This is a genomic window from Neolewinella maritima, from assembly GCF_923081025.1.
Lineage (GTDB): Bacteria > Bacteroidota > Bacteroidia > Chitinophagales > Saprospiraceae > Neolewinella > Neolewinella maritima.
Map to the genome: position 1 here is coordinate 17,245 of NZ_CAKLPZ010000001.1, position 17,622 is coordinate 34,866.

The following is a 17,622-nucleotide window of genomic DNA, read 5'->3' on the forward strand; positions in this document are numbered from 1 at the left end:
TTTGTGATGCCGGTACTGGTGGCAAAGCCACCGAACGAAACGTGCAGAATGGTACTCGGACCGGAGGCCACTCGACCTTAGCTTATCCCCATGCGGCGACTCCCCTTAATCAGCTACGCCATCATCGCCTACATGCTACTGGCCTTCGGCTGGTGGTCGATCCTGCTACTGCGCAAGAATGAGGAGGCCCACAACGCCCGCGTAGACAAACTGGCCATCGAGCTGGCGGTGCAGAAGCGCATCGACCAGCCCAGCGACTTCCGCCGTACGGAGAACTACCAGCTGCTCACCGACCGCTTCGAGCGGCAGCAGCGCATGATCCTGGGCGAGGCCCTGCTGCTGGTGCTGAGTCTGGCGGGTGGCATCTACCTGCTGTTCCGCAACCTGCGCAAGGAGATCAGCGCCGCCGAGCAGCAGCGCAATTTCCTGCTCAGCATCACGCACGAACTGAAGTCTCCCCTGGCCGGTATCCGCCTCATCCTGGAGACCTTCCAGAAGCGCCGCGAGCTCAAGCCCGAGATCCAGCAGAAGCTGAGCACCAATGCCCTGGCCGAAACCGACCGCCTGACCGCCCTGGTCAACGACCTGCTGTTGAGCGCCAAGCTGGAGAACGTCTACCAGCTCAACCGCGAGCCGGTCGACTTCGGGGAGCTGGTGCAGGATGCCGCCGACCGCGTAGCCATGAAGTACAAGACCGCCCGGGTCAACGTAGACATCGAGCCCGACATCCCCGCCATCTCCGGCGACCGGCCCGGACTGACCAGCGTGGTCGTCAACCTGCTCGAGAACGCGGCCAAGTACAGTCAGCCGGAGCCGGTCATCCACACCAGCCTCCACAAGGGGGGCAACAGCGAGATCGTCTGGACCGTACAGGACAACGGCCTGGGCATCCCCGACCGGGAGAAGCGGCGGGTGTGGACCAAGTTCTACCGGGTAGGCAATGAAGATACCCGCAGTACCAAGGGCACCGGACTGGGCCTGTTTATCGTCCGCCAGGTCATCGACAAGCACGGCGGGCAGATCGAGCTACTCGACAACGAGCCGCGCGGCACCATCTTCCGCGTATACCTGCCGGTGTGAAGCGCGTCTCCGCGCCGCTCCGCGCCCTCTGCGGTTCGGTGACCTAACTTGCGCACTCCCCATAACCACCACCTACCGATGCTTACCACTCCCCTCACCAATACCCACCGCCTTCTCGACGCCAAGCTGGTCAACTTCGCCGGCTACGAGATGCCGCTGTCCTACACCTCCCTCAAGGAGGAGCACCAGGCAGTACGCGAGGCCGCCGGTATGTTCGACGTTTCCCACATGGGGGAGTTCATCGTACGCGGAGCAGGGGCGCGGGCGCTGGTGCAGTACGTGACAAGCAACGATGTAGACAAGCTCGCGGAGGGGCAGGCCCAGTACAGCTGCCTGCCGCGGCCGGAGGGGGGCATCGTGGATGACCTATTGGTATACCGCCTGCCCGCCAACCCCAAGATGGGCATGAGCGGCACCCACCCCAGCTACATGCTGGTCGTCAATGCCAGCAACATCCAGAAGGACTGGGACTGGATCGAGCAGCACAACTCCTTCGGCGCCGAGCTGCTCGATATCAGCGACCGCACCGCGCTGCTGGCCGTACAGGGGCCTAAAGCCGCCGATATTCTGCAGCCGCTGACGGACGTCGACCTGGCCGCCATTCCCTACTACAGTTTCGTGCGTGGGGCCATAGCGGGGGTGGATAATGTCATCATCTCGGCGACGGGCTATACCGGGGCCGGTGGCTTCGAGCTGTACCTGGATGGCGACCGGGCCGAGCAGGCCTGGAATGCGATCCTGCAGGCCGGTACGCCCCACGGGCTGCTGCCCGCCGGACTGGCCGCCCGCGATACCCTGCGCCTGGAGAAGGGCTACTGTCTGTACGGCAACGACATCAACGATACTACCAGTCCGCTCGAGGCCGGCCTGGGCTGGATCACCAAACTGAATGGCGATGACTTCGTGGGCAAGGACTTCCTCGTCCGGCAGAAAGCCGAGGGGGTCACGCGCCGCCTGGTGGCCTTCCGGGTGCACGATCGGCGGGCCCCGCGGCACGGTTACCCCATTCAGAGCGAAGCCGGTGAGGTGATCGGTGAGGTGACCAGCGGCACCCATGCGCCGAGCCTGGACTATCCGCTGGGCATGGGTTATGTGCAGACGGGCCACCATGCGGTGGGCACCAAGCTACTGATCGATCTGGGCCGCAAGACGATGGCCGCCGAGGTGGTCAAGCTGTAGAGCCACTTGGCCGCTGCCTGTGCAGAGACCTGGCGAGGGAACCAACTAAGGGGCTAGGGTGTATCTACACCGTTCCCTCATCTACCTCCCCTGCATATGATTCTCTACAAGACCAATGACAACTGGTTTGGCGATGTCGCTCACCTGACCAGCAGCTACACCATGGAGCGCATCATCAAGTCGGTGCTGTTTCTGGGGCTGTACGCCGCGGCGATCATGACCATCATCGTATTATTCGAACTGCAGGAGCAGTTGCAGATGGATACGGCGGTCTTCTCCCTGCTGGGGGTGATCCTGTCCCTCTTCCTGGGCTTCCGCACGAGCACGGCCTACGACCGCTGGTGGGAGGCCCGCAAGCAGTGGGGGGCACTGGTCAACAACACCCGCAACATGGCCATCTACGTAGACAGCATGTGGCCGGCCTCCGATACCGGTATCCGCCGCTTTATGGCCAAGCATATCGCCAACTTCTGCCTGTCGCTGTCGGAGCACCTGCGCGACGGTACCAAACTCGATAAGCTCATCTACCTGGCCCCCGAAGAAGAAGCCTACTACACTACCAAAGACCACATCCCCAACTTCATCGCCCTGCGCATCTTTCAGCGTATGGCAGCCGCCCACCGGGAGGGGACGATCAACGAGGGCGACTACATCAATATCAAGGCCCAGCACCAGAGTCTGCTGGATATCCTGGGGGCCTGCGAGCGGATCAAGAAGACGCCGATCCCCTTCAGCTACGCGGTGTACCTGAAGGTCTTCGTATCGGCCTACTGCCTGCTGCTGCCTTTCGGACTGGTGGAGCCCTTCGGCTGGGCGGCGGTGCCCATCACCATGCTCATCTCCTTCGCCCTGCTCGGCATCGAACTGATGGGGGAGGAGATCGAAGACCCCTTCGGGCTGGACTGCAACGACCTGCCCACCGGCGACATGGCCCACACCATCAAGCGCAACGTCTTCGAGCTACTGGAAGACCGCACCCCCGCCGAGGAGCACAGCAAGGAGCTGTACGAGAAGGTGTTTTAATCGATTGAGGGGGTTACCCCTGCGTTCGTCGATGCATTACTAGGAGTACTCGAACGGATTTGTGAAAGGAGGTGCATGCCGCGACTTTAGCATCATGCAACGGCGGTAAACGATCCGTCGTCCTTCTTTATACCTCCCTTATCCCCCTCCTACCATGTTACGCGCTACGCTATTGATCCTCTTCCTGCTTATCGGCTCGGCCTCCCCGCTGCTGGCCAAGCGCGGCGAGAGCATCTTCGACCGCTGGAGCCACATGGACCAGAAGACTATCGAGCTGCACCTCAACCTCGATAGCCTCGAAGCCCTCCGCTACTCGGAAGCTGCCATACAGGGTACGGTGATCGACAACGGCCGCTCCTTCACGCTCGCCATCACCACCCGGGGCCGCTTCCGCCGCCGCACCTGCGCCCTGCCGCCCATGAAGCTGCAGTTCGATAAGGACATGCTGCGCCTGGCCGGGCTCAATACACACAACGACTACAAATTGGTCACCCCCTGCACCAGCGACCCCGCCGGACAGGACGCCATCCTGCGCGAGCAGCTCGCCTACGAGCTCTACCACACCGTGGCCCCCGAGGCCAGCTTCCGCACCAAGCTGCTGACCATCAACTACGTCAATACCGCCGACGGCAGCGTCACCTCCGGCTACGCTATCCTGATCGAGGACATCGACGAGCTGGAAAGCCGCCTGCAGGCCGACAACTGCAAGGAGTGCTACAACGCCCCCCTGGCCGAGTACGCCAATGCCGAGCAGGTGGCCCTGTTCCAGTATATGATCGGCAACCACGACTTCAGCACCCTGCTGACGCGCAACCTCAAGCTGCTGCGCACCGCCGACGGCCGGCTGACCTCCGTACCCTACGACTTCGATTTCAGCGGTCTGGTGAGCCCTCCCTACCTCAACGCCAAGGTGAAGGAGCGTCACCTGATCTGGGAGTTCACCGATACGCCTGACTTTACCGCCGCTACGGCCACCCTCCTGAGCCTGGAGGAGCAGCTGCTGCAGCAGGTCGAGGAGTATGCGGCGCTCGACAAGGGCAGCAAGCGCAAGATCAGCAAGTACCTGCGGGGCTTCTTTCAGGAGCTGCAGGCCGGCGAGGTCACCCTGTAGCAGCCTACCTTCGCGCCATGTCCGTCGCCCGCGCGCTCACCTTTTACCTGCCCGTCGTACTGATGGCCGTCAGCCTGCTGGCGGCGATCGGTATCGGTAGCCTTTTCTTCCTGAAGCGGAGCGGCGAGGTGCGCGCCAACCGCCTGTACGGCGGACTGCTCCTGGCCGGCGGACTCACCCAACTGCACTTCCTGCTGCTGTTTACCGGACTGGCCGCCCGCTACCCCGCCCTGGAGTTTCTGCCGATCTACTTCACGCTCTGGCTACCCGTGCTGCTGTTCCTGCACGTCAAGATCAGCCTCTACCCCGGCTACCGCATGCGGCTGGGCGACCTGAAGCACTTCATCTTCCCCGTCGCCCAGCTGCTGTTCTTCGTCTCCCTCTGGCTCATCCCCTCCTTTCGCCGGCCGGAGGGGCGCTACTTTTACAGCCCCTTTTACGGTGGTCTGGAACAGGCGCTGTACCTGGTCATCTGGCCAGCCTACATCATATTCGCCTATCAGTACCTGCGGCGGCGGCGGGCGCAGCTGCGGCGTAGCTCCCTGCCCCGCCTGCTGTGGTACCTGCGCAAGCTGCTCAAGGGTAGTATGCTGTTCGTCATCGCCTACGCCATTCTGGCCCTGAGCGACTTCATCAGCTACAACTACTTTTTCGTGGATATGCACGACCAGCCCTGGTACGCCGGCGCGCAGTCGCTGAGCTACACCGTGCTGCTGGTGTGGCTAAGTGTCTATGGCTTCCAGGTCCTGCTGTGGGGCCGCCGCCTGCTGCGCTCGGGCACAGTTGATTGATCCTTGCTACATTATGGGGTCAATCCACCGCTTATGCCCCTCGATCGCCGCAAGTTTCTCCAGACCACCGTCGCCAGCCTGGCCGGCAGTACCCTAGTGCGGGCGGGGCACGCGGGTGCGGACCTTAGTCAGGACGGCCCCCTGCGCGTAGCCGTGCTCGGTAGCGGACTCCGCGGCCAGAGCCACATTCGCGAGCTGCTCGGTCACCCCGGGGTGGAGGTCACCGCCATTGCTGATATAGATTCCGAGATGGTACGCCGCACCCACGAGGTGTTCGACGCTGCCGGCGAGCCCCGGCCCACGGTCTACGACCGCGGCCCGGAGGACTACCGCCGGCTGCTACAGGAAGCCGACGTGCGGGCCGTCATCATCGCTACCCCCTGGCGCTGGCATACCGTGATGGCCGTTGCTGCGCTGCACGCCGGCATGTACACCGGACTGGAAGTGGGGGGAGCCTTCAGTCTGGACGAATGTTGGGAGCTCGTACGGGCCCACGAGGAGAGCGGTAGCCACCTGTACTTCCTGGAGAACGTCTGCTACCGGCGCGACGTGATGGCGGTGCTGAACATGGCCCGGGCGGGGGTATTCGGCGAGCTGCTGCACCTGGAGGGCGGCTACCAGCACGACCTGCGGACCGTGAAGTTCAACGACGGTAAGCAGGCCTACGGGGGTGGGGTGGAGTTTGGTGATAAGGCTTTCCACGAAGCCCGCTGGCGCACCCGGCACTCCGTGCACCGTAACGGCGATCTGTACCCGACCCACGGGCTCGGTCCGGCCGCTAATCTGATCAACATCAACCGCGGCAACCGCTTCGTCGGCATCAGTTCCATGGCCACCAAGGCCAGGGGGCTGCACCAGTACGTCGTGGACCAGGCCGGCCCGGACCACCCCAATGCCGCGGTGGAGTTCAAACTAGGCGACGTAGTGACCAGCATGCTCAGTACCCAGAACGGGGAGGTGGTCGTGCTCCACCACGATACGAACCTGCCGCGACCCTACAGCCTGGGCTTCCGCGTACAGGGTACGAAGGGGCTCTGGATGGACATCAACAACAGTGTACACATCGAGGGGGAATCGCCCGAGCACCAGTGGGAGCCGGCCGGGCCCTGGCTGGAACGCTACGATCACCCCTACTGGCGGGCGGAGGGAGAGCTGGCCGCCGGGGCGGGCCACGGAGGCATGGACTACTTTCTGATCAAGGACTTCGTACGGGTAGCCCGGGCGAATACCGTGCCCCCCATCGACGTCTACGACGCGGCGACCTGGCTGGCGGTCACGCCGCTCTCGGAGCAGAGCGTGGCTACGGGCGGTGCACTGCAGGCCTTTCCCGACTTCACCCGCGGGCGCTGGATGGACCGTCCGGCCGACTTCGCTACCGCAGAATGGTAACGCTACCGGTGCGGATCAGCTCCTCTTCCCCACAGCGGTATACGGCCCGCCAGAGCATCACGCCGGGGTTGACGGGCTGCCCGTCGAAGGTGCCGTCCCAGCGGGCAAAGCGGTCGTCGCTGCGAAACACCTGGCCACCGTAGCGGTCGTACACCTCGAAGCTGATGAGGGTGCCGATAGCGAAGGGATTGGAAATGCCGAAGGTCTCGTTGGCCACCGGCCCGATGCCGTTAGGGGTGAAGGCCTTGGGAACGAAGAGGTTATTGCAGTCCAGATCCTCGGGGTCGATCACCTGCAGCACCAGGCTGTCCCGGGCTACGCAGCTGCTGACGTCATCCGCGATACGCAGCCGGAACACGCGCCGGCCGGCGGTGGTGGGCGTGATGGTGGGCTCGCGGTCGGTGGGGGACGCTACGGGATCGACCGGTGTCCAGCTGAAGGTGGCGCCGCAGTTGCTATTGACGCTCGGCATGATACTTTGACCGAGGAACAGGTTGGTGGGAGGCGTAAGTATGCGGTCGGGAAAAAGGTACAGTTCCTGCACTTCGGCGGTAAGCAGGGCGCGGCCGTAGATGCGCAGTTCGTCGATCAGGCCGGAGAAGGTAGCGCTGCTGAGATCCGTACAGGCGGAGGCTCCGATGAGCAGATCGCCGTCGTTGTCGACGTTGACGCGCTGGGGCGAGGTCGCATCGGCCACCTCCAGTCCGTTGATGAATAGCCGCAAGCGGGTATTGTCGCGTACCAGCACCAGGTGCTGCCAGCAGGACAGATTGGTCAGTGTGTGGGTGAGGGCGAGGGTCTCGCCGTCCACCCCGGTCAGCTGGGCGGTGATGGTGCGGGGGGCCACATCGTAGCGGATGAAGAAGGCGGGGGCGGTGCTGCAGTTGGTATCCTGCTTGGCCAGGAGATACTGCTCCCCCTGGGTGCCCAGCGCCTTGAAGTAGAGGCTCACCGAGAAGTCCTCGTCGTCGAATTCCCGGTTCACATTATTTGAGGCTCCGCCGGGAATGCGGACGAAATCGCCCGGGCCGGTCAGGAGTAGTGCTTCGGTGCGTACGCCGCAGTCGTAATCTACGGCACCTTCTGGGCTGCCGAGGTTCGTGGGTTCACCCGTGACGTCGCCCAGGTTGCTCTCGAAGGGGTAATAGGCGGAGAGTCCGAGGGTGGTCTGGGCGGTAGCCGAGACGGAAAGGAGCAGGGAGAGCAGGAGCAGCAAGCGCATAGGGGCGACGGGGGCTAGGTAGATACGAAACGCGCGCTCCATTCCGGGCGCGGCAGCATGCACTCGTCCTGCTTGCCGAACCAGCGGTAGCGGTTGCGACCGACCAGGTCGTAGACCCAATCGCGCAGGGGACGCGGGAAAAGACGAAGGTAGTACAGCGCGGCAAAGGGGCCGCCCATCATACGGGCGGTACGCAGGGCCGCCTCGCTGCGGGTGTAGGCCGTGCCGTCCTGGTAAAGGACCAACGAGCGCAGGGCCGTGGGGTCGATCCCGAGGTCCGGCAGAAGTTTTTCGGCTAGGGTAGACTGCAGACTGGCGAACCGGAGCTGCCCGCGTTGGTCGTGGCGCAGAACGGTCTGTACCGCGCCGTTGCATAGGTTGCAAACGCCGTCGAAGAAGAGTATGGGAGATGAAATTTGCATCGTACGGGGGAAACGCCGGTGGGCTCCGCAAGGTTAAATTTGACACGCAGCGAACAAATGCACTGTTTTAGGGGCTTTATAACTGTATTTATCATCAAAACAAAACTACACCTCACATGGGTATTCTTGCCTGGATTTTACTCGGACTTGTCGCCGGCGCCATCGCTAAGTGGATCATGCCCGGCCCCGATCCCGGAGGCTGGATCGTCACTATCCTTATCGGCATCGTCGGTGCAGTTATCGGCGGCTTCGTCGGAAGCGCCCTCGGATTCGGTGGCGTCGACGGATTCAACATCGGCTCGATCCTGGTCGCCATTCTCGGTGCACTGATTCTGCTATTTGTTTACCGTAAGTTGGCCTAGACCAGCACACACTACAATAAAGACGACCTTTCCACGCTAGTGGGAGGGTCGTTTGTATTTTAGCCCTACCGCATTAAACCCCGTGCCGCTGTGTCCCTCCGCGTCGTTCAGCTTACCGATCTTCACCTCCTACCTCCCGGTGAGCAGCTGATGGGGCTGGACGTGAATGCCCGCCTGGAAGCCGCCCTGGAGCGGATCGCCACCCTGGAGCCGGATGCGCTGTTCATCACCGGCGACTTCTGCGCCGACGAGCCGGTCGAGCAGGTCTATCACCGCCTACGGAGCCGCTTCGAACGCTTCGACCGGCCCTACTACATTATTCCCGGCAACCACGACGACCGGGCGATGATGCGGGCGGCCTATCCCCTGATGCCGGGCGTAGGGCAGGAACCCATCCACGGCACGGTGGAGCTAAGTGGACAGGTATTTCTATTCCTAGACTCCAGCCCCGGTGTCGTGGATGACCAGCAACTGGACTGGCTAGCTGCCGCGATTGCCGAGCATCCGCAGGCTACGGTGGTCATCCACCACCCCCCGATCAAGCTGGGGATGCCCTTTATGGATAGCAAGTACCCCCTGCGCGACACGGACCGGCTGCTGGACATTCTGACCCGTGACGGCCAGCGCCGCCGCATCCTCTGCGGTCACTACCACGCCGCCCGCACGGTTAGTTACCGCAATCTGGACGTGCTGCTCTGTCCCCCCACCAGCTTTTTCATCTACCCCGGGGCCGAGACCTTCCGCATGCAGGATCACCCCCCGGGCTTCCAGCTACTGGAATGGGCGGACGACGGCTCGTTCCGCCAGACGGTCTACGCAACTTCCGACTGGCACCAGGGGTTACAAAATTAGCGTGCGGCTTGTAGGAAAGATTCGGCCCGCGTATATTTGCGGCCGCTAACCGTAGCATAGACCTATGGTGTAATTGGCAACACAACAGATTTTGGTTCTGTCGTTCAAGGTTCGAGTCCTTGTAGGTCTACTTCCCCCACAGCAAGCCCCTCACCGCCCGCCGGTCAGGGGCTTTGCTTTGGTAGCTATGCGCTGGTTTTTACGGCCGCTAAGGGAACTACCCCGCACCCGCGTCCGCGCCCAAATGAAGGGACGGCCTGGGTACTCCCGCTGAAATGGCCTAACTTTGTGGTATGGCACAGGTATCCGCCCGCATCCGCCTACTCAGGCGAAGGATTTAATTCCCGCTTCCCCGCTACGGCCTGGAAGCGAGTAGCTCGTCACGAGCCCCCGCGATACCCATCCCCCCCTTTATCCCGGCCCCGGCGGTCGATTTTTTCCCTTTCCTATGCAGCTCAAGATACTGGTGGCCCAACCGGAACATACGGTGTACGCCCAGGCCATTTGCAACCTCATCGAAGAGAGCGCCAAGGCGCGCGGTACGGGCATTGCCAAGCGCAAGCCCGCCTACGTGGAGGAAAAGATACTGACCGGCAAGGCCGTCATCGCCCTGGCCGACGATGACGAGATCGCCGGCTTCAGCTACATCGAGACCTGGGACCACCACCGGTACGTAGCCAACTCGGGCCTGATCGTCAATCCCAAATACCGCCGCCACGGACTGGCGCGCCGCATCAAGGCCGCCGTATTCGAGCTGTCGCGCACGAAGTACCCCACGGCTAGGGTGTTCGGGATCACGACGAGCCTGCCGGTCATGAAGATCAACCACGACCTGGGCTACCGGCCGGTGACCTTCTCCGAGCTCACGCAGGACGATGCCTTCTGGGCCGGCTGCAAAACCTGCCCGAATTACGACATCCTAACCCGCAACGAGCGCAAGATGTGCCTCTGCACCGCCATGCTCGCCCCCAGCGCCGAAGAGGTTCGCGCCCTGGCCGTAGACCTCTCCGACATGATCGTCGAGGGTTAAGTCCACCGACCTTAACCCCCTAACCCCTCAACCCCCAAACCCCTTGAAAAAACTAGTCCTAGCCTACTCCGGCGGCCTCGATACCAGCTTCTGCGTCAAGCACCTCACCGACGAAGGCTATGCGGTGCACGCTCTGACCGTCGATACCGGCGGCTTCGACACGGCCGAGATCGCAGAGATGGAGCAGCGCGCGCTGTCGCTCGGTGCCAAGTCCTATAAGCGCATCGACGTGACCGAGGCGTACTACCGCGACTGCCTGCGCTACCTCGTGTACGGCAACTGTCTGCGCTACCAGACCTACCCCATGTCGGTGAGCGCCGAGCGCATGTTCCAGGCCATCACCACGGCCCAGTATGCCGTCGAGATCGGTGCCGAAGCCGTGGCCCATGGCAGCACCGGAGCGGGCAACGACCAGGTGCGCTTCGACCTGGCCTTCGAGCTGAGCGGACGCGAACTGGACATCATCACCCCCATCCGCGACCTCAAACTATCGCGGCAGGAAGAGGTGGACTACCTGGCCAAGCACGGTCTGCAGTGGCCCGAAAAGAAGGGGACGTACAGCATCAACGCCGGCCTGTGGGGCACCTCGGTAGGCGGCGCCGAAACGCTGACCAGCGACCAACCGCTGCCCGAGTCCGCCTGGCCGGTGCCAGTCACGGAGACGGAGTCCCGCAAACTGGACCTGCACTTTACGGAGGGGCAGTTCACCGGCTTCGACGATCAGGAGTTCGACGGACCGGTGGCCGCCATCAAGGCTTTGGAGCAGCTGGCCGCACCCTTCGGCGTGGGCCGCGATGTGCACGTAGGGGATACCATCATCGGCATCAAGGGGAGGGTAGGCTTTGCCGCCGCCGCCGCCGTGCTCATCATCAAGGCGCACCACCTGCTCGAAAAGCATACCCTGGCCAAGTGGCAACTATTCTGGAAGGAGCAACTCAGCAACTGGTACGGCATGATGCTGCACGAGGGGCAGTTTCAGGACCCGGTCATGCGCGACATCGAGGCCTTCCTGGAAAGCTCCCAGGGCACGGTCAACGGTACGGTACACCTTACGCTGCATCCCCACCGCTACACGGTCGATGGCGTCACCTCCCCCAACGACCTGCTCGGCGCCGGATTCGGCAGCTACGGCGAGATGAACAAGGGCTGGTCGGGCGACGACGTGCGCGGCTTCACCAAGATCCTCAGCGTCCCCGGACGTATCCGGAATAAGGTGGACGGTGAGAAGTAGTGAGGTGGTGAAGTGATATGAATATGAAAAAGATAGGCATTGTCGGAGGAGGTGGTTACACGGCGGGCGAGCTACTGCGCCTGCTCGTGCGCCACCCGGAGGTAGAGATCACCTTCGTCGAAAGCGGGAGTCAGCAGGGCAAGGCCATCTCGGAAGTGCACGATGACCTCACCGGAGAAACGGACCTCCATTTTTGCGGGAGCGCAGGTGCGCGGCTTTCCGAAGTCGATGCCGTATTCCTCTGCATGGGCCACGGGGTCTCCCGCGGCTGGGTAGAGAGTCACCGACCGGCCAAGTCGCTATTGGTGGTGGACCTGAGCACCGACTACCGTATGGACGACAGCTGGGTCTACGGCCTCCCCGAGCTCAACCGCGCGCGCATCCAGGGGGCCAGACGGATCGCCAACCCCGGCTGCTTCGCCACGGCGATCCAGTTGGCGGTACTACCGTTGGCCCGGGCCGGTCTGGTCGAGGGCGAGCTGCACATCAACGGCATCACGGGCAGTACCGGTGCCGGACAGAGCCCCTCCCCGACCACCCACTTCAGCTGGCGGAACAACAACGTGAGCGTCTACAAGGCTTTCGACCACCAGCACCTGGCCGAGATCGGTCGCAGCGCCGCCCAGGCGGGTAGGGTAGCCACGGAGGGCATGCACTTTCTACCCGTGCGCGGACCCTTCGCCCGCGGCATCTTCGTGACCTGCTACCTGGATACGGACCGCCCGGAAGAAGAAGTCCGCCAACTATTCAAAGACTACTACGCCGACGCCGCCTTCACCCACCTCACCGACCAGCCCGTACACCTCAAGCAAGTGGTGAATACCAATAAGGGACTGGTACACGTAGAAAAGCACGGCGGCAAGCTCCTCGTCACCACCGCCATCGACAACCTCCTCAAGGGCGCCAGCGGACAAGCCGTACAAAACATGAACCTGGCCCTCGGCCTAGGAGAAACGCTGGGGCTTGAGCTAAAGGCCAGCATGTTCTGAGCTCCCCCTTCGGCGGACGAGCCAAACTGCGTAAGCCTCGGCCGACGAACTACCCTCCCCCCCCCCTCAACGAGCGAAGCGAGCATCCCCACCCTTAACCCCCTAACCCCTTCCCCCCTTAACCCCTTCCCAAAATGACCCTTTTCGACGTCTACTCCCTCTACCCCATCGAGCCGGTCCGCGGCCAGGGCACCTACGTGTACACCGAATCGGGCGAAGCGTACCTGGATTGCTACGGGGGGCATGCGGTGATCAGCATCGGCCATGCCCACCCGCACTACGTGCAGAAGATTACGGAGCAGGTGGGCAAACTTGGTTTCTACAGCAACAGCGTAGAGAACAAGCTGCAGTTGGAGCTGGCCGTGAAACTGGGGGAGCAGTCGGGGCTGGACGACTACCAGTTGTTCCTGGTCAGCAGCGGGGCGGAGGCCAACGAAAATGCCCTCAAGCTCGCCAGCTTCCACACCGGCCGCAGCCGCATCATCGCCTTTCGCGGTGCCTTCCACGGGCGCACCTCCGCGGCCGTGAATGCTACGGACAACGAGGCCATCAAGGCCCCCATCAACCGCAACTACCCCGTCACCTTTCTCGACATCAACCAGCTGGATACCGTGCGCCGTGAGCTGGAGCGGGGCGACGTGGCGGCCGTCATCATCGAGGGTATCCAGGGGGTGGGCGGTATTCACGTGCCCGACGCGGACTACCTGGAAGCCCTACCGGAGCTGTGTCACCGCCACGGTGCGCTGCTCATCCTCGATGAGGTGCAGTCGGGCTACGGGCGCAGCGGCAAGTTCTTCGCCTTTCAGCACAGCGGGGTGCGGCCCGACATCATCACCATGGCCAAGGGCATGGGCAACGGCTTCCCCATCGGCGGGGTACTCATCGCGCCGGAGATCAGACCCAAAGCGGGCATGCTGGGCACGACCTTCGGGGGCAGTCACCTGGCCTGTGCGGCGGGCATCGCCGTGCTGGACGTCATCGCCCGGGAAGACCTCGTGGCGCGGGCGCAGGTGCAGGGCGACTACCTGATGCAGGCCATGCGGCAGACCGGACTATTTACCGAGGTACGGGGCCACGGGCTGATGATCGGTCTGCAGATGAACGAACCCATCGCTCCACTGCGCAAGCGGCTGTTGTTCGAGCACCACGTATTTACGGGCTCTTCGAAGGACCCGAATACGATCCGTTTGCTGCCACCACTCAACATCACTCGGGAGGAATGTGAGCGCGTGGTGGAGGCGTTTGGGGAGGCGCTGGTTACTTCCTAGCGGGGATAGAAACTACCAATTACAAATCGCTGCCGGAGGCAGCTATCTACAACCGCGGTCGGAGACCGCTGCGTACTATGCACTTTACTTCAGCACCCGATACCGCTACGATCCATCAGCTCATCGCACGAGCGCAAGCCTACAAGCGCGATCCCTTTCCCGCCGAGGCACCGGGCCGGCACCGGACGCTCATTAACCTGTTCTTCAATCCCAGTCTACGCACCCGCCTGAGTACCGAAAAGGCCGGCTACCAACTGGGTTTCCAGGTCATCACGATGGACATGGCCGGGGGCTGGCAGCTCGAGTTTGAGGACGGGGCGGTGATGAATCTCGAAAAGGCCGAGCACGTCCGGGAAGCCGCTGGAGTGCTGAGCCAGTACTGTGATGTACTCGCCGTACGCTCCTTTCCCGGTCTCGAAGATCGGGAGGCCGACTACGAAGACCGCATCATCACGGCCTTCAAGACCTACGCTACGGTGCCGGTGGTGAGTCTGGAATCGGCCATCCGCCACCCCCTGCAGAGCCTGGCGGATTGCGTGACCATCGCGGAGCATGCCTTGCACCTGCGTACGCGCCCTAAGGTGGTACTGACCTGGGCGCCCCACCCGCGCCGTTTGCCGCAGGCCGTAGCCAATAGTTTCGCCGAATGGATGCTGGCCTGGGGGGAGGTAGACCTGGTGATCGCCAACCCCCCGGGCTTCGACCTAGCCGAACGGTTCCGGGCGGGGACGCAGGTGCTGCACGATCAACGGGAGGCGCTGCGGGGGGCCGACTTCGTGTACGCCAAGAACTGGTCGAGCTACGACGACTACGGCGCCACGGCCGAGCTACCCGACTGGATCGTGGATGAGGACAAAATGGCACTGACCAATAACGCGTACTTCATGCACTGCCTGCCGGTGCGGCGCAATGTAGTGGTGAGCGACGGGGTACTGAATAGCGACCGGTCGCTGGTGTTGCAACAGGCGAATAACCGGACCTGGGCGGCGCAGGCTGTGTTGGGGGTGTTGTAGGTTAAACACGGAGTGCACGGATTTGCTTCGCTGCTGCCTTCGGCGGTATTTCCATGGATATAACACGGATTCGTGGGTATTTGGGGAGTGTATGATCTGTGCATAATCCGTGCCCTGAATCTGCGTAATCTGTGTTTAACCCCACGAGCAACAGCGAGCTATCGTACATTGGAAGCGACAAACCACCCGCCCCCATGCCCCGTCAGCTACTAGAAACCGAACAGAAAGCCCTGGAGATCAACCTCGATCCCCGTATCTACGGCACCTTTGCCGAGATCGGTGCCGGACAGGAGGTTGCCCGCCACTTTTTTCAGGTCGGCGCGGCGGCCGGTACGATCGCCAAGACGATGAGCGCCTACGACAAGGTGTACTCCGACCAGATCTACGGCACGGAGCCCAGCGGGCGCTACGTCTGTGAGAGCCGTATCCACAAGATGATCGACCACGAATACGAACTGATGGTGGACCGGCTGCGGCACGACCGGCCCGATACCAACTTCTTCGTGTTTGCCGATACGGTGGCGGCGGTCAACTACACCCGTACGATACGCGGTAATGGCTGGCTGGGACTGCGCTTTCAGCTCACGCCGAACGGGGGGGGCAACGACCTGCTCCTACACGCCCGCATGCTGGACAACGACAACCAACTGCAGCAGCAGGCTATCGGGATACTGGGGGTGAATATGATCTACGGGGCCTACCACCTGCACAGCAAGCCGGAGGAACTGGTGGAATCACTGCTCGACGGACTCAAGGGCCGTATCGCCATCGATATGATGGTGCTGAGCGGTCCGGACTTCTCGGTCGACAACCGCCTGCTGAGCCTCTGGATGGTGAAGCATGCGCTGACGGACATCACCATGTTCGACCCCCGCGGCCGCAGCATCCACCCCAGCGAGTTCCTGTACCGTAAGGCCGTGATGGTGGTGCGGGGCAGTTTCCGCCCCACTACCCTGGTCAACGCCGATATGCTGGAGGCGGGCTACAAGCAGTTTCGCTCCGAGGAGCACATCGATCCCTCGAAGAGCTTCCTGCTCACGGAGCTTACGCTGGATAACCTACAGGGCAATAGTGAGCTCAACGAACGCGACTACCTGCACCGGGCCACCCTGCTCAATGCGCTGGGGCAGACGGTCATCATCAGCAACTACCACCGCTACGGCGACCTGATCGAGTACCTCTCGCTGTATAAGGTGTCACCACTGGGAATCGTGGTGGGCGTCAACGACCTGCTGCAGCTGATCAGCGACAAGTACTACGCCAATCAGGACGGCCGCCTGCTGGCGGCCTTCGGGGAGATCTTTACCCGCAACGTCAAGCTGTACGTATACCCCGCCCAGCAGGAGGGGAGTGCCGACCTGATGACGGCCGAGAACGTACCGATCCCGGAGGGGGTCAAGTTCCTGTACCGTCACCTGTTGGATAGCGGGCAGATCGTGGACATCGAGGAGTACAAGGCGGAGAACCTGCACATCTACTCGCGGGAGGTGCTCAACCTGATCCGGGACGGCGAGGACGGCTGGGAAAGCATGGTGCCCGAGCGGGTGGCTAAGCTGGTGAAGCAGGACTGTCTGTTCGGCTACCCGGCCGAGAAGCTGGAGTTCGAGTATTGAGCCCGCCGGTCCAACTAAAGCGGGTGCTCGGGTGTAATTAGCCCAGGTAATAACCGCAAACTAAAAGCTATGTACCCCGCCGAATTCACCGTGCCGATGGCCAAAGACCTCACTGGTTTTGGCTTCGAAGCACTCACCACCCCCGAAGAAGTAGACGCCGCCCTGGGGCAGACCGAAGGCACCGCCCTGCTCGTGGTCAACTCCGTCTGCGGCTGCGCCGCCGCTATGGCCCGCCCCGGTGCCAAGATGGCCGTGCGCAACGAGAACCGTCCGGACCGTCTGTACACCGTATTCGCCGGCGTAGACAAAGCTGCTACGGCCCAGGCCCGCGAGCACCTGCTGCCGTACCCTCCCAGCAGCCCCAGTATCGCACTGTTTCACGACGGTAAGCTGGTCCACTTCCTGGAGCGCCACCACATCGAGGGGCGCCCGGCCGAAGTGATCGCCCAGAACCTGAAGATGGCCTTCGATAAGTACTGCGTACCCGCCGAGTAGGTACGGGATTTGAGATTCCCTTAACGCCCCGTGAATACACCTTCACGGGGCGTTCGTGGTTATACCTGCGACTGGCCCCACAAATTCGTCTGCCGTGTACCACCTGATCAGCCTTATCGCCTTAATTGGATTGGCCTCCGCCGCTCCCCAGCGCATCAGCGTCGAGGTAGTGAGCTCCACCGCGGGCGGTAAGGTCTACGTAGCGGCCTACGCCAGCCAGGCCGGCTTCCAGAACGAAGACTTTATCGCCAACGCCAGCGCTTCTCTGGACGCCGCCGCCGACCGTACCGAGCTCGCGCTACGGGTACCCGAGCGGGGCCGCTACGTCATCGCCGCCTTCCAGGATATGAACGGCAATGGCGAGCTGGACCGCAACTTCCTGGGCGTACCCACCGAGCCCTACGGCTTCGCCAAGCTGCCCCCCAGCAAGTGGCGCTCGCCTTCCTTTACCGAAGTAGCCACCGACCTAGACGACAGCGATCATTTCCGCATCGAGATGCGCCGCTGGAGTGAATACTGAGCCCTACTGACCTACATCAACCATCACTTTGC

At 62.5% G+C, this 17,622-nt stretch carries 18 protein-coding genes and 1 tRNA gene; 17 read left to right on the forward strand and 2 right to left on the reverse strand.

What is annotated here, in order from left to right; genetic code table 11:
• The first annotated feature begins 90 nt into the window (after nt 1-90).
• The 6 genes from MJQ68_RS00085 (at nt 91) to MJQ68_RS00110 (ending at nt 6,573) form a co-directional block, all read left to right on the forward strand.
• Nucleotides 91-1,080, forward strand: a complete 990-nt coding sequence (locus MJQ68_RS00085; RefSeq protein WP_238748926.1) for a sensor histidine kinase — start codon at nt 91-93, stop codon at nt 1,078-1,080.
• Nucleotides 1,081-1,158: 78 nt separating this feature from the next.
• Nucleotides 1,159-2,259: a glycine cleavage system aminomethyltransferase GcvT gene (gene gcvT / locus MJQ68_RS00090; RefSeq protein WP_238748927.1), complete on the forward strand. Its 1,101-nt coding sequence runs from the start codon at nt 1,159-1,161 to the stop codon at nt 2,257-2,259.
• A 96-nt stretch (nt 2,260-2,355) separates the two neighbouring features.
• Entirely contained in the window at nt 2,356-3,282 is a 927-nt protein-coding gene (locus MJQ68_RS00095) for a bestrophin family protein (RefSeq protein WP_238748928.1), read from the forward strand.
• A gap of 154 nt (nt 3,283-3,436) precedes the next feature.
• On the forward strand, nt 3,437-4,393 hold the full coding sequence (locus MJQ68_RS00100) for a hypothetical protein (protein WP_238748929.1): 957 nt from the start codon (nt 3,437-3,439) through the stop codon (nt 4,391-4,393).
• Between the two features lie 17 nt (nt 4,394-4,410).
• A complete protein-coding gene (locus tag MJQ68_RS00105; protein WP_238748930.1) occupies nt 4,411-5,184 on the forward strand; it encodes a hypothetical protein in 774 nt (257 codons plus the stop codon).
• 33 nt (nt 5,185-5,217) lie between these two features.
• Nucleotides 5,218-6,573, forward strand: coding sequence for a Gfo/Idh/MocA family protein (locus tag MJQ68_RS00110; protein WP_238748931.1), 1,356 nt, complete (start codon nt 5,218-5,220; stop codon nt 6,571-6,573).
• Here MJQ68_RS00110 and MJQ68_RS00115 read toward each other — a convergent pair.
• Complete coding sequence (locus tag MJQ68_RS00115) at nt 6,557-7,795, reverse strand: LamG-like jellyroll fold domain-containing protein (RefSeq protein ID WP_238748932.1); 1,239 nt, start codon at nt 7,793-7,795, stop codon at nt 6,557-6,559. The two genes, MJQ68_RS00110 and MJQ68_RS00115, sit on opposite strands and share 17 nt — an antisense overlap.
• Nucleotides 7,796-7,809: 14 nt before the next feature.
• The gene (locus MJQ68_RS00120) at nt 7,810-8,217 is read right to left on the reverse strand and encodes a thiol-disulfide oxidoreductase DCC family protein (RefSeq protein WP_238748933.1); all 408 of its coding nucleotides are present in this window, start codon (nt 8,215-8,217) and stop codon (nt 7,810-7,812) included.
• Between the two features lie 116 nt (nt 8,218-8,333).
• Here MJQ68_RS00120 and MJQ68_RS00125 point away from each other — a divergent pair, with 116 nt between their 5' ends.
• From MJQ68_RS00125 to MJQ68_RS00175, 11 genes are all read left to right on the forward strand, one after another.
• Nucleotides 8,334-8,579, forward strand: a complete 246-nt coding sequence (locus MJQ68_RS00125) for a GlsB/YeaQ/YmgE family stress response membrane protein (RefSeq protein ID WP_238748934.1) — start codon at nt 8,334-8,336, stop codon at nt 8,577-8,579.
• 90 nt (nt 8,580-8,669) lie between these two features.
• Nucleotides 8,670-9,431, forward strand: coding sequence for a metallophosphoesterase (locus MJQ68_RS00130; RefSeq protein WP_238748935.1), 762 nt, complete (start codon nt 8,670-8,672; stop codon nt 9,429-9,431).
• Nucleotides 9,432-9,489: 58 nt separating this feature from the next.
• A tRNA-Gln gene (locus tag MJQ68_RS00135) sits at nt 9,490-9,561 on the forward strand.
• 318 nt (nt 9,562-9,879) lie between these two features.
• Nucleotides 9,880-10,461, forward strand: a complete 582-nt coding sequence (locus tag MJQ68_RS00140) for a GNAT family N-acetyltransferase (protein WP_238748936.1) — start codon at nt 9,880-9,882, stop codon at nt 10,459-10,461.
• 43 nt (nt 10,462-10,504) lie between these two features.
• A complete protein-coding gene (locus tag MJQ68_RS00145; protein ID WP_238748937.1) occupies nt 10,505-11,692 on the forward strand; it encodes an argininosuccinate synthase in 1,188 nt (395 codons plus the stop codon).
• 23 nt (nt 11,693-11,715) lie between these two features.
• Nucleotides 11,716-12,681, forward strand: coding sequence for an N-acetyl-gamma-glutamyl-phosphate reductase (gene argC, locus MJQ68_RS00150; RefSeq protein ID WP_238748938.1), 966 nt, complete (start codon nt 11,716-11,718; stop codon nt 12,679-12,681).
• A gap of 134 nt (nt 12,682-12,815) precedes the next feature.
• Entirely contained in the window at nt 12,816-13,949 is a 1,134-nt protein-coding gene (locus MJQ68_RS00155) for an aspartate aminotransferase family protein (protein WP_238748939.1), read from the forward strand.
• Nucleotides 13,950-14,026: 77 nt separating this feature from the next.
• Entirely contained in the window at nt 14,027-14,962 is a 936-nt protein-coding gene (locus tag MJQ68_RS00160) for an N-acetylornithine carbamoyltransferase (protein WP_238748940.1), read from the forward strand.
• 194 nt (nt 14,963-15,156) lie between these two features.
• Nucleotides 15,157-16,575, forward strand: coding sequence for a TonB-dependent receptor (locus MJQ68_RS00165; protein WP_238748941.1), 1,419 nt, complete (start codon nt 15,157-15,159; stop codon nt 16,573-16,575).
• Nucleotides 16,576-16,644: 69 nt separating this feature from the next.
• The gene (locus MJQ68_RS00170) at nt 16,645-17,070 is read left to right on the forward strand and encodes a BrxA/BrxB family bacilliredoxin (protein WP_238748942.1); all 426 of its coding nucleotides are present in this window, start codon (nt 16,645-16,647) and stop codon (nt 17,068-17,070) included.
• A gap of 94 nt (nt 17,071-17,164) precedes the next feature.
• The gene (locus MJQ68_RS00175) at nt 17,165-17,590 is read left to right on the forward strand and encodes a DUF2141 domain-containing protein (RefSeq protein WP_238748943.1); all 426 of its coding nucleotides are present in this window, start codon (nt 17,165-17,167) and stop codon (nt 17,588-17,590) included.
• Nucleotides 17,591-17,622: the final 32 nt, after the last annotated feature.

What these genes read in the sequence shown, in the direction of transcription:
- MJQ68_RS00110 (WP_238748931.1), top strand. Translation starts at nt 5,218, where the DNA reads ATGCCCCTCGATCGCCGCAAGTTTCTCCAGACCACCGTCGCCAGCCTG.
- MJQ68_RS00170 (WP_238748942.1), top strand. Translation starts at nt 16,645, where the DNA reads ATGTACCCCGCCGAATTCACCGTGCCGATGGCCAAAGACCTCACTGGT.
- gcvT (WP_238748927.1), top strand. Translation starts at nt 1,159, where the DNA reads ATGCTTACCACTCCCCTCACCAATACCCACCGCCTTCTCGACGCCAAG.
- MJQ68_RS00160 (WP_238748940.1), top strand. Translation starts at nt 14,027, where the DNA reads ATGCACTTTACTTCAGCACCCGATACCGCTACGATCCATCAGCTCATC.
- MJQ68_RS00100 (WP_238748929.1), top strand. Translation starts at nt 3,437, where the DNA reads ATGTTACGCGCTACGCTATTGATCCTCTTCCTGCTTATCGGCTCGGCC.
- MJQ68_RS00085 (WP_238748926.1), top strand. Translation starts at nt 91, where the DNA reads ATGCGGCGACTCCCCTTAATCAGCTACGCCATCATCGCCTACATGCTA.
- MJQ68_RS00120 (WP_238748933.1), bottom strand. Translation starts at nt 8,217, where the DNA reads ATGCAAATTTCATCTCCCATACTCTTCTTCGACGGCGTTTGCAACCTA.
- MJQ68_RS00105 (WP_238748930.1), top strand. Translation starts at nt 4,411, where the DNA reads ATGTCCGTCGCCCGCGCGCTCACCTTTTACCTGCCCGTCGTACTGATG.
- MJQ68_RS00095 (WP_238748928.1), top strand. Translation starts at nt 2,356, where the DNA reads ATGATTCTCTACAAGACCAATGACAACTGGTTTGGCGATGTCGCTCAC.
- MJQ68_RS00165 (WP_238748941.1), top strand. Translation starts at nt 15,157, where the DNA reads ATGCCCCGTCAGCTACTAGAAACCGAACAGAAAGCCCTGGAGATCAAC.
- MJQ68_RS00155 (WP_238748939.1), top strand. Translation starts at nt 12,816, where the DNA reads ATGACCCTTTTCGACGTCTACTCCCTCTACCCCATCGAGCCGGTCCGC.
- argC (WP_238748938.1), top strand. Translation starts at nt 11,716, where the DNA reads ATGAAAAAGATAGGCATTGTCGGAGGAGGTGGTTACACGGCGGGCGAG.
- MJQ68_RS00125 (WP_238748934.1), top strand. Translation starts at nt 8,334, where the DNA reads ATGGGTATTCTTGCCTGGATTTTACTCGGACTTGTCGCCGGCGCCATC.
- MJQ68_RS00140 (WP_238748936.1), top strand. Translation starts at nt 9,880, where the DNA reads ATGCAGCTCAAGATACTGGTGGCCCAACCGGAACATACGGTGTACGCC.
- MJQ68_RS00115 (WP_238748932.1), bottom strand. Translation starts at nt 7,795, where the DNA reads ATGCGCTTGCTGCTCCTGCTCTCCCTGCTCCTTTCCGTCTCGGCTACC.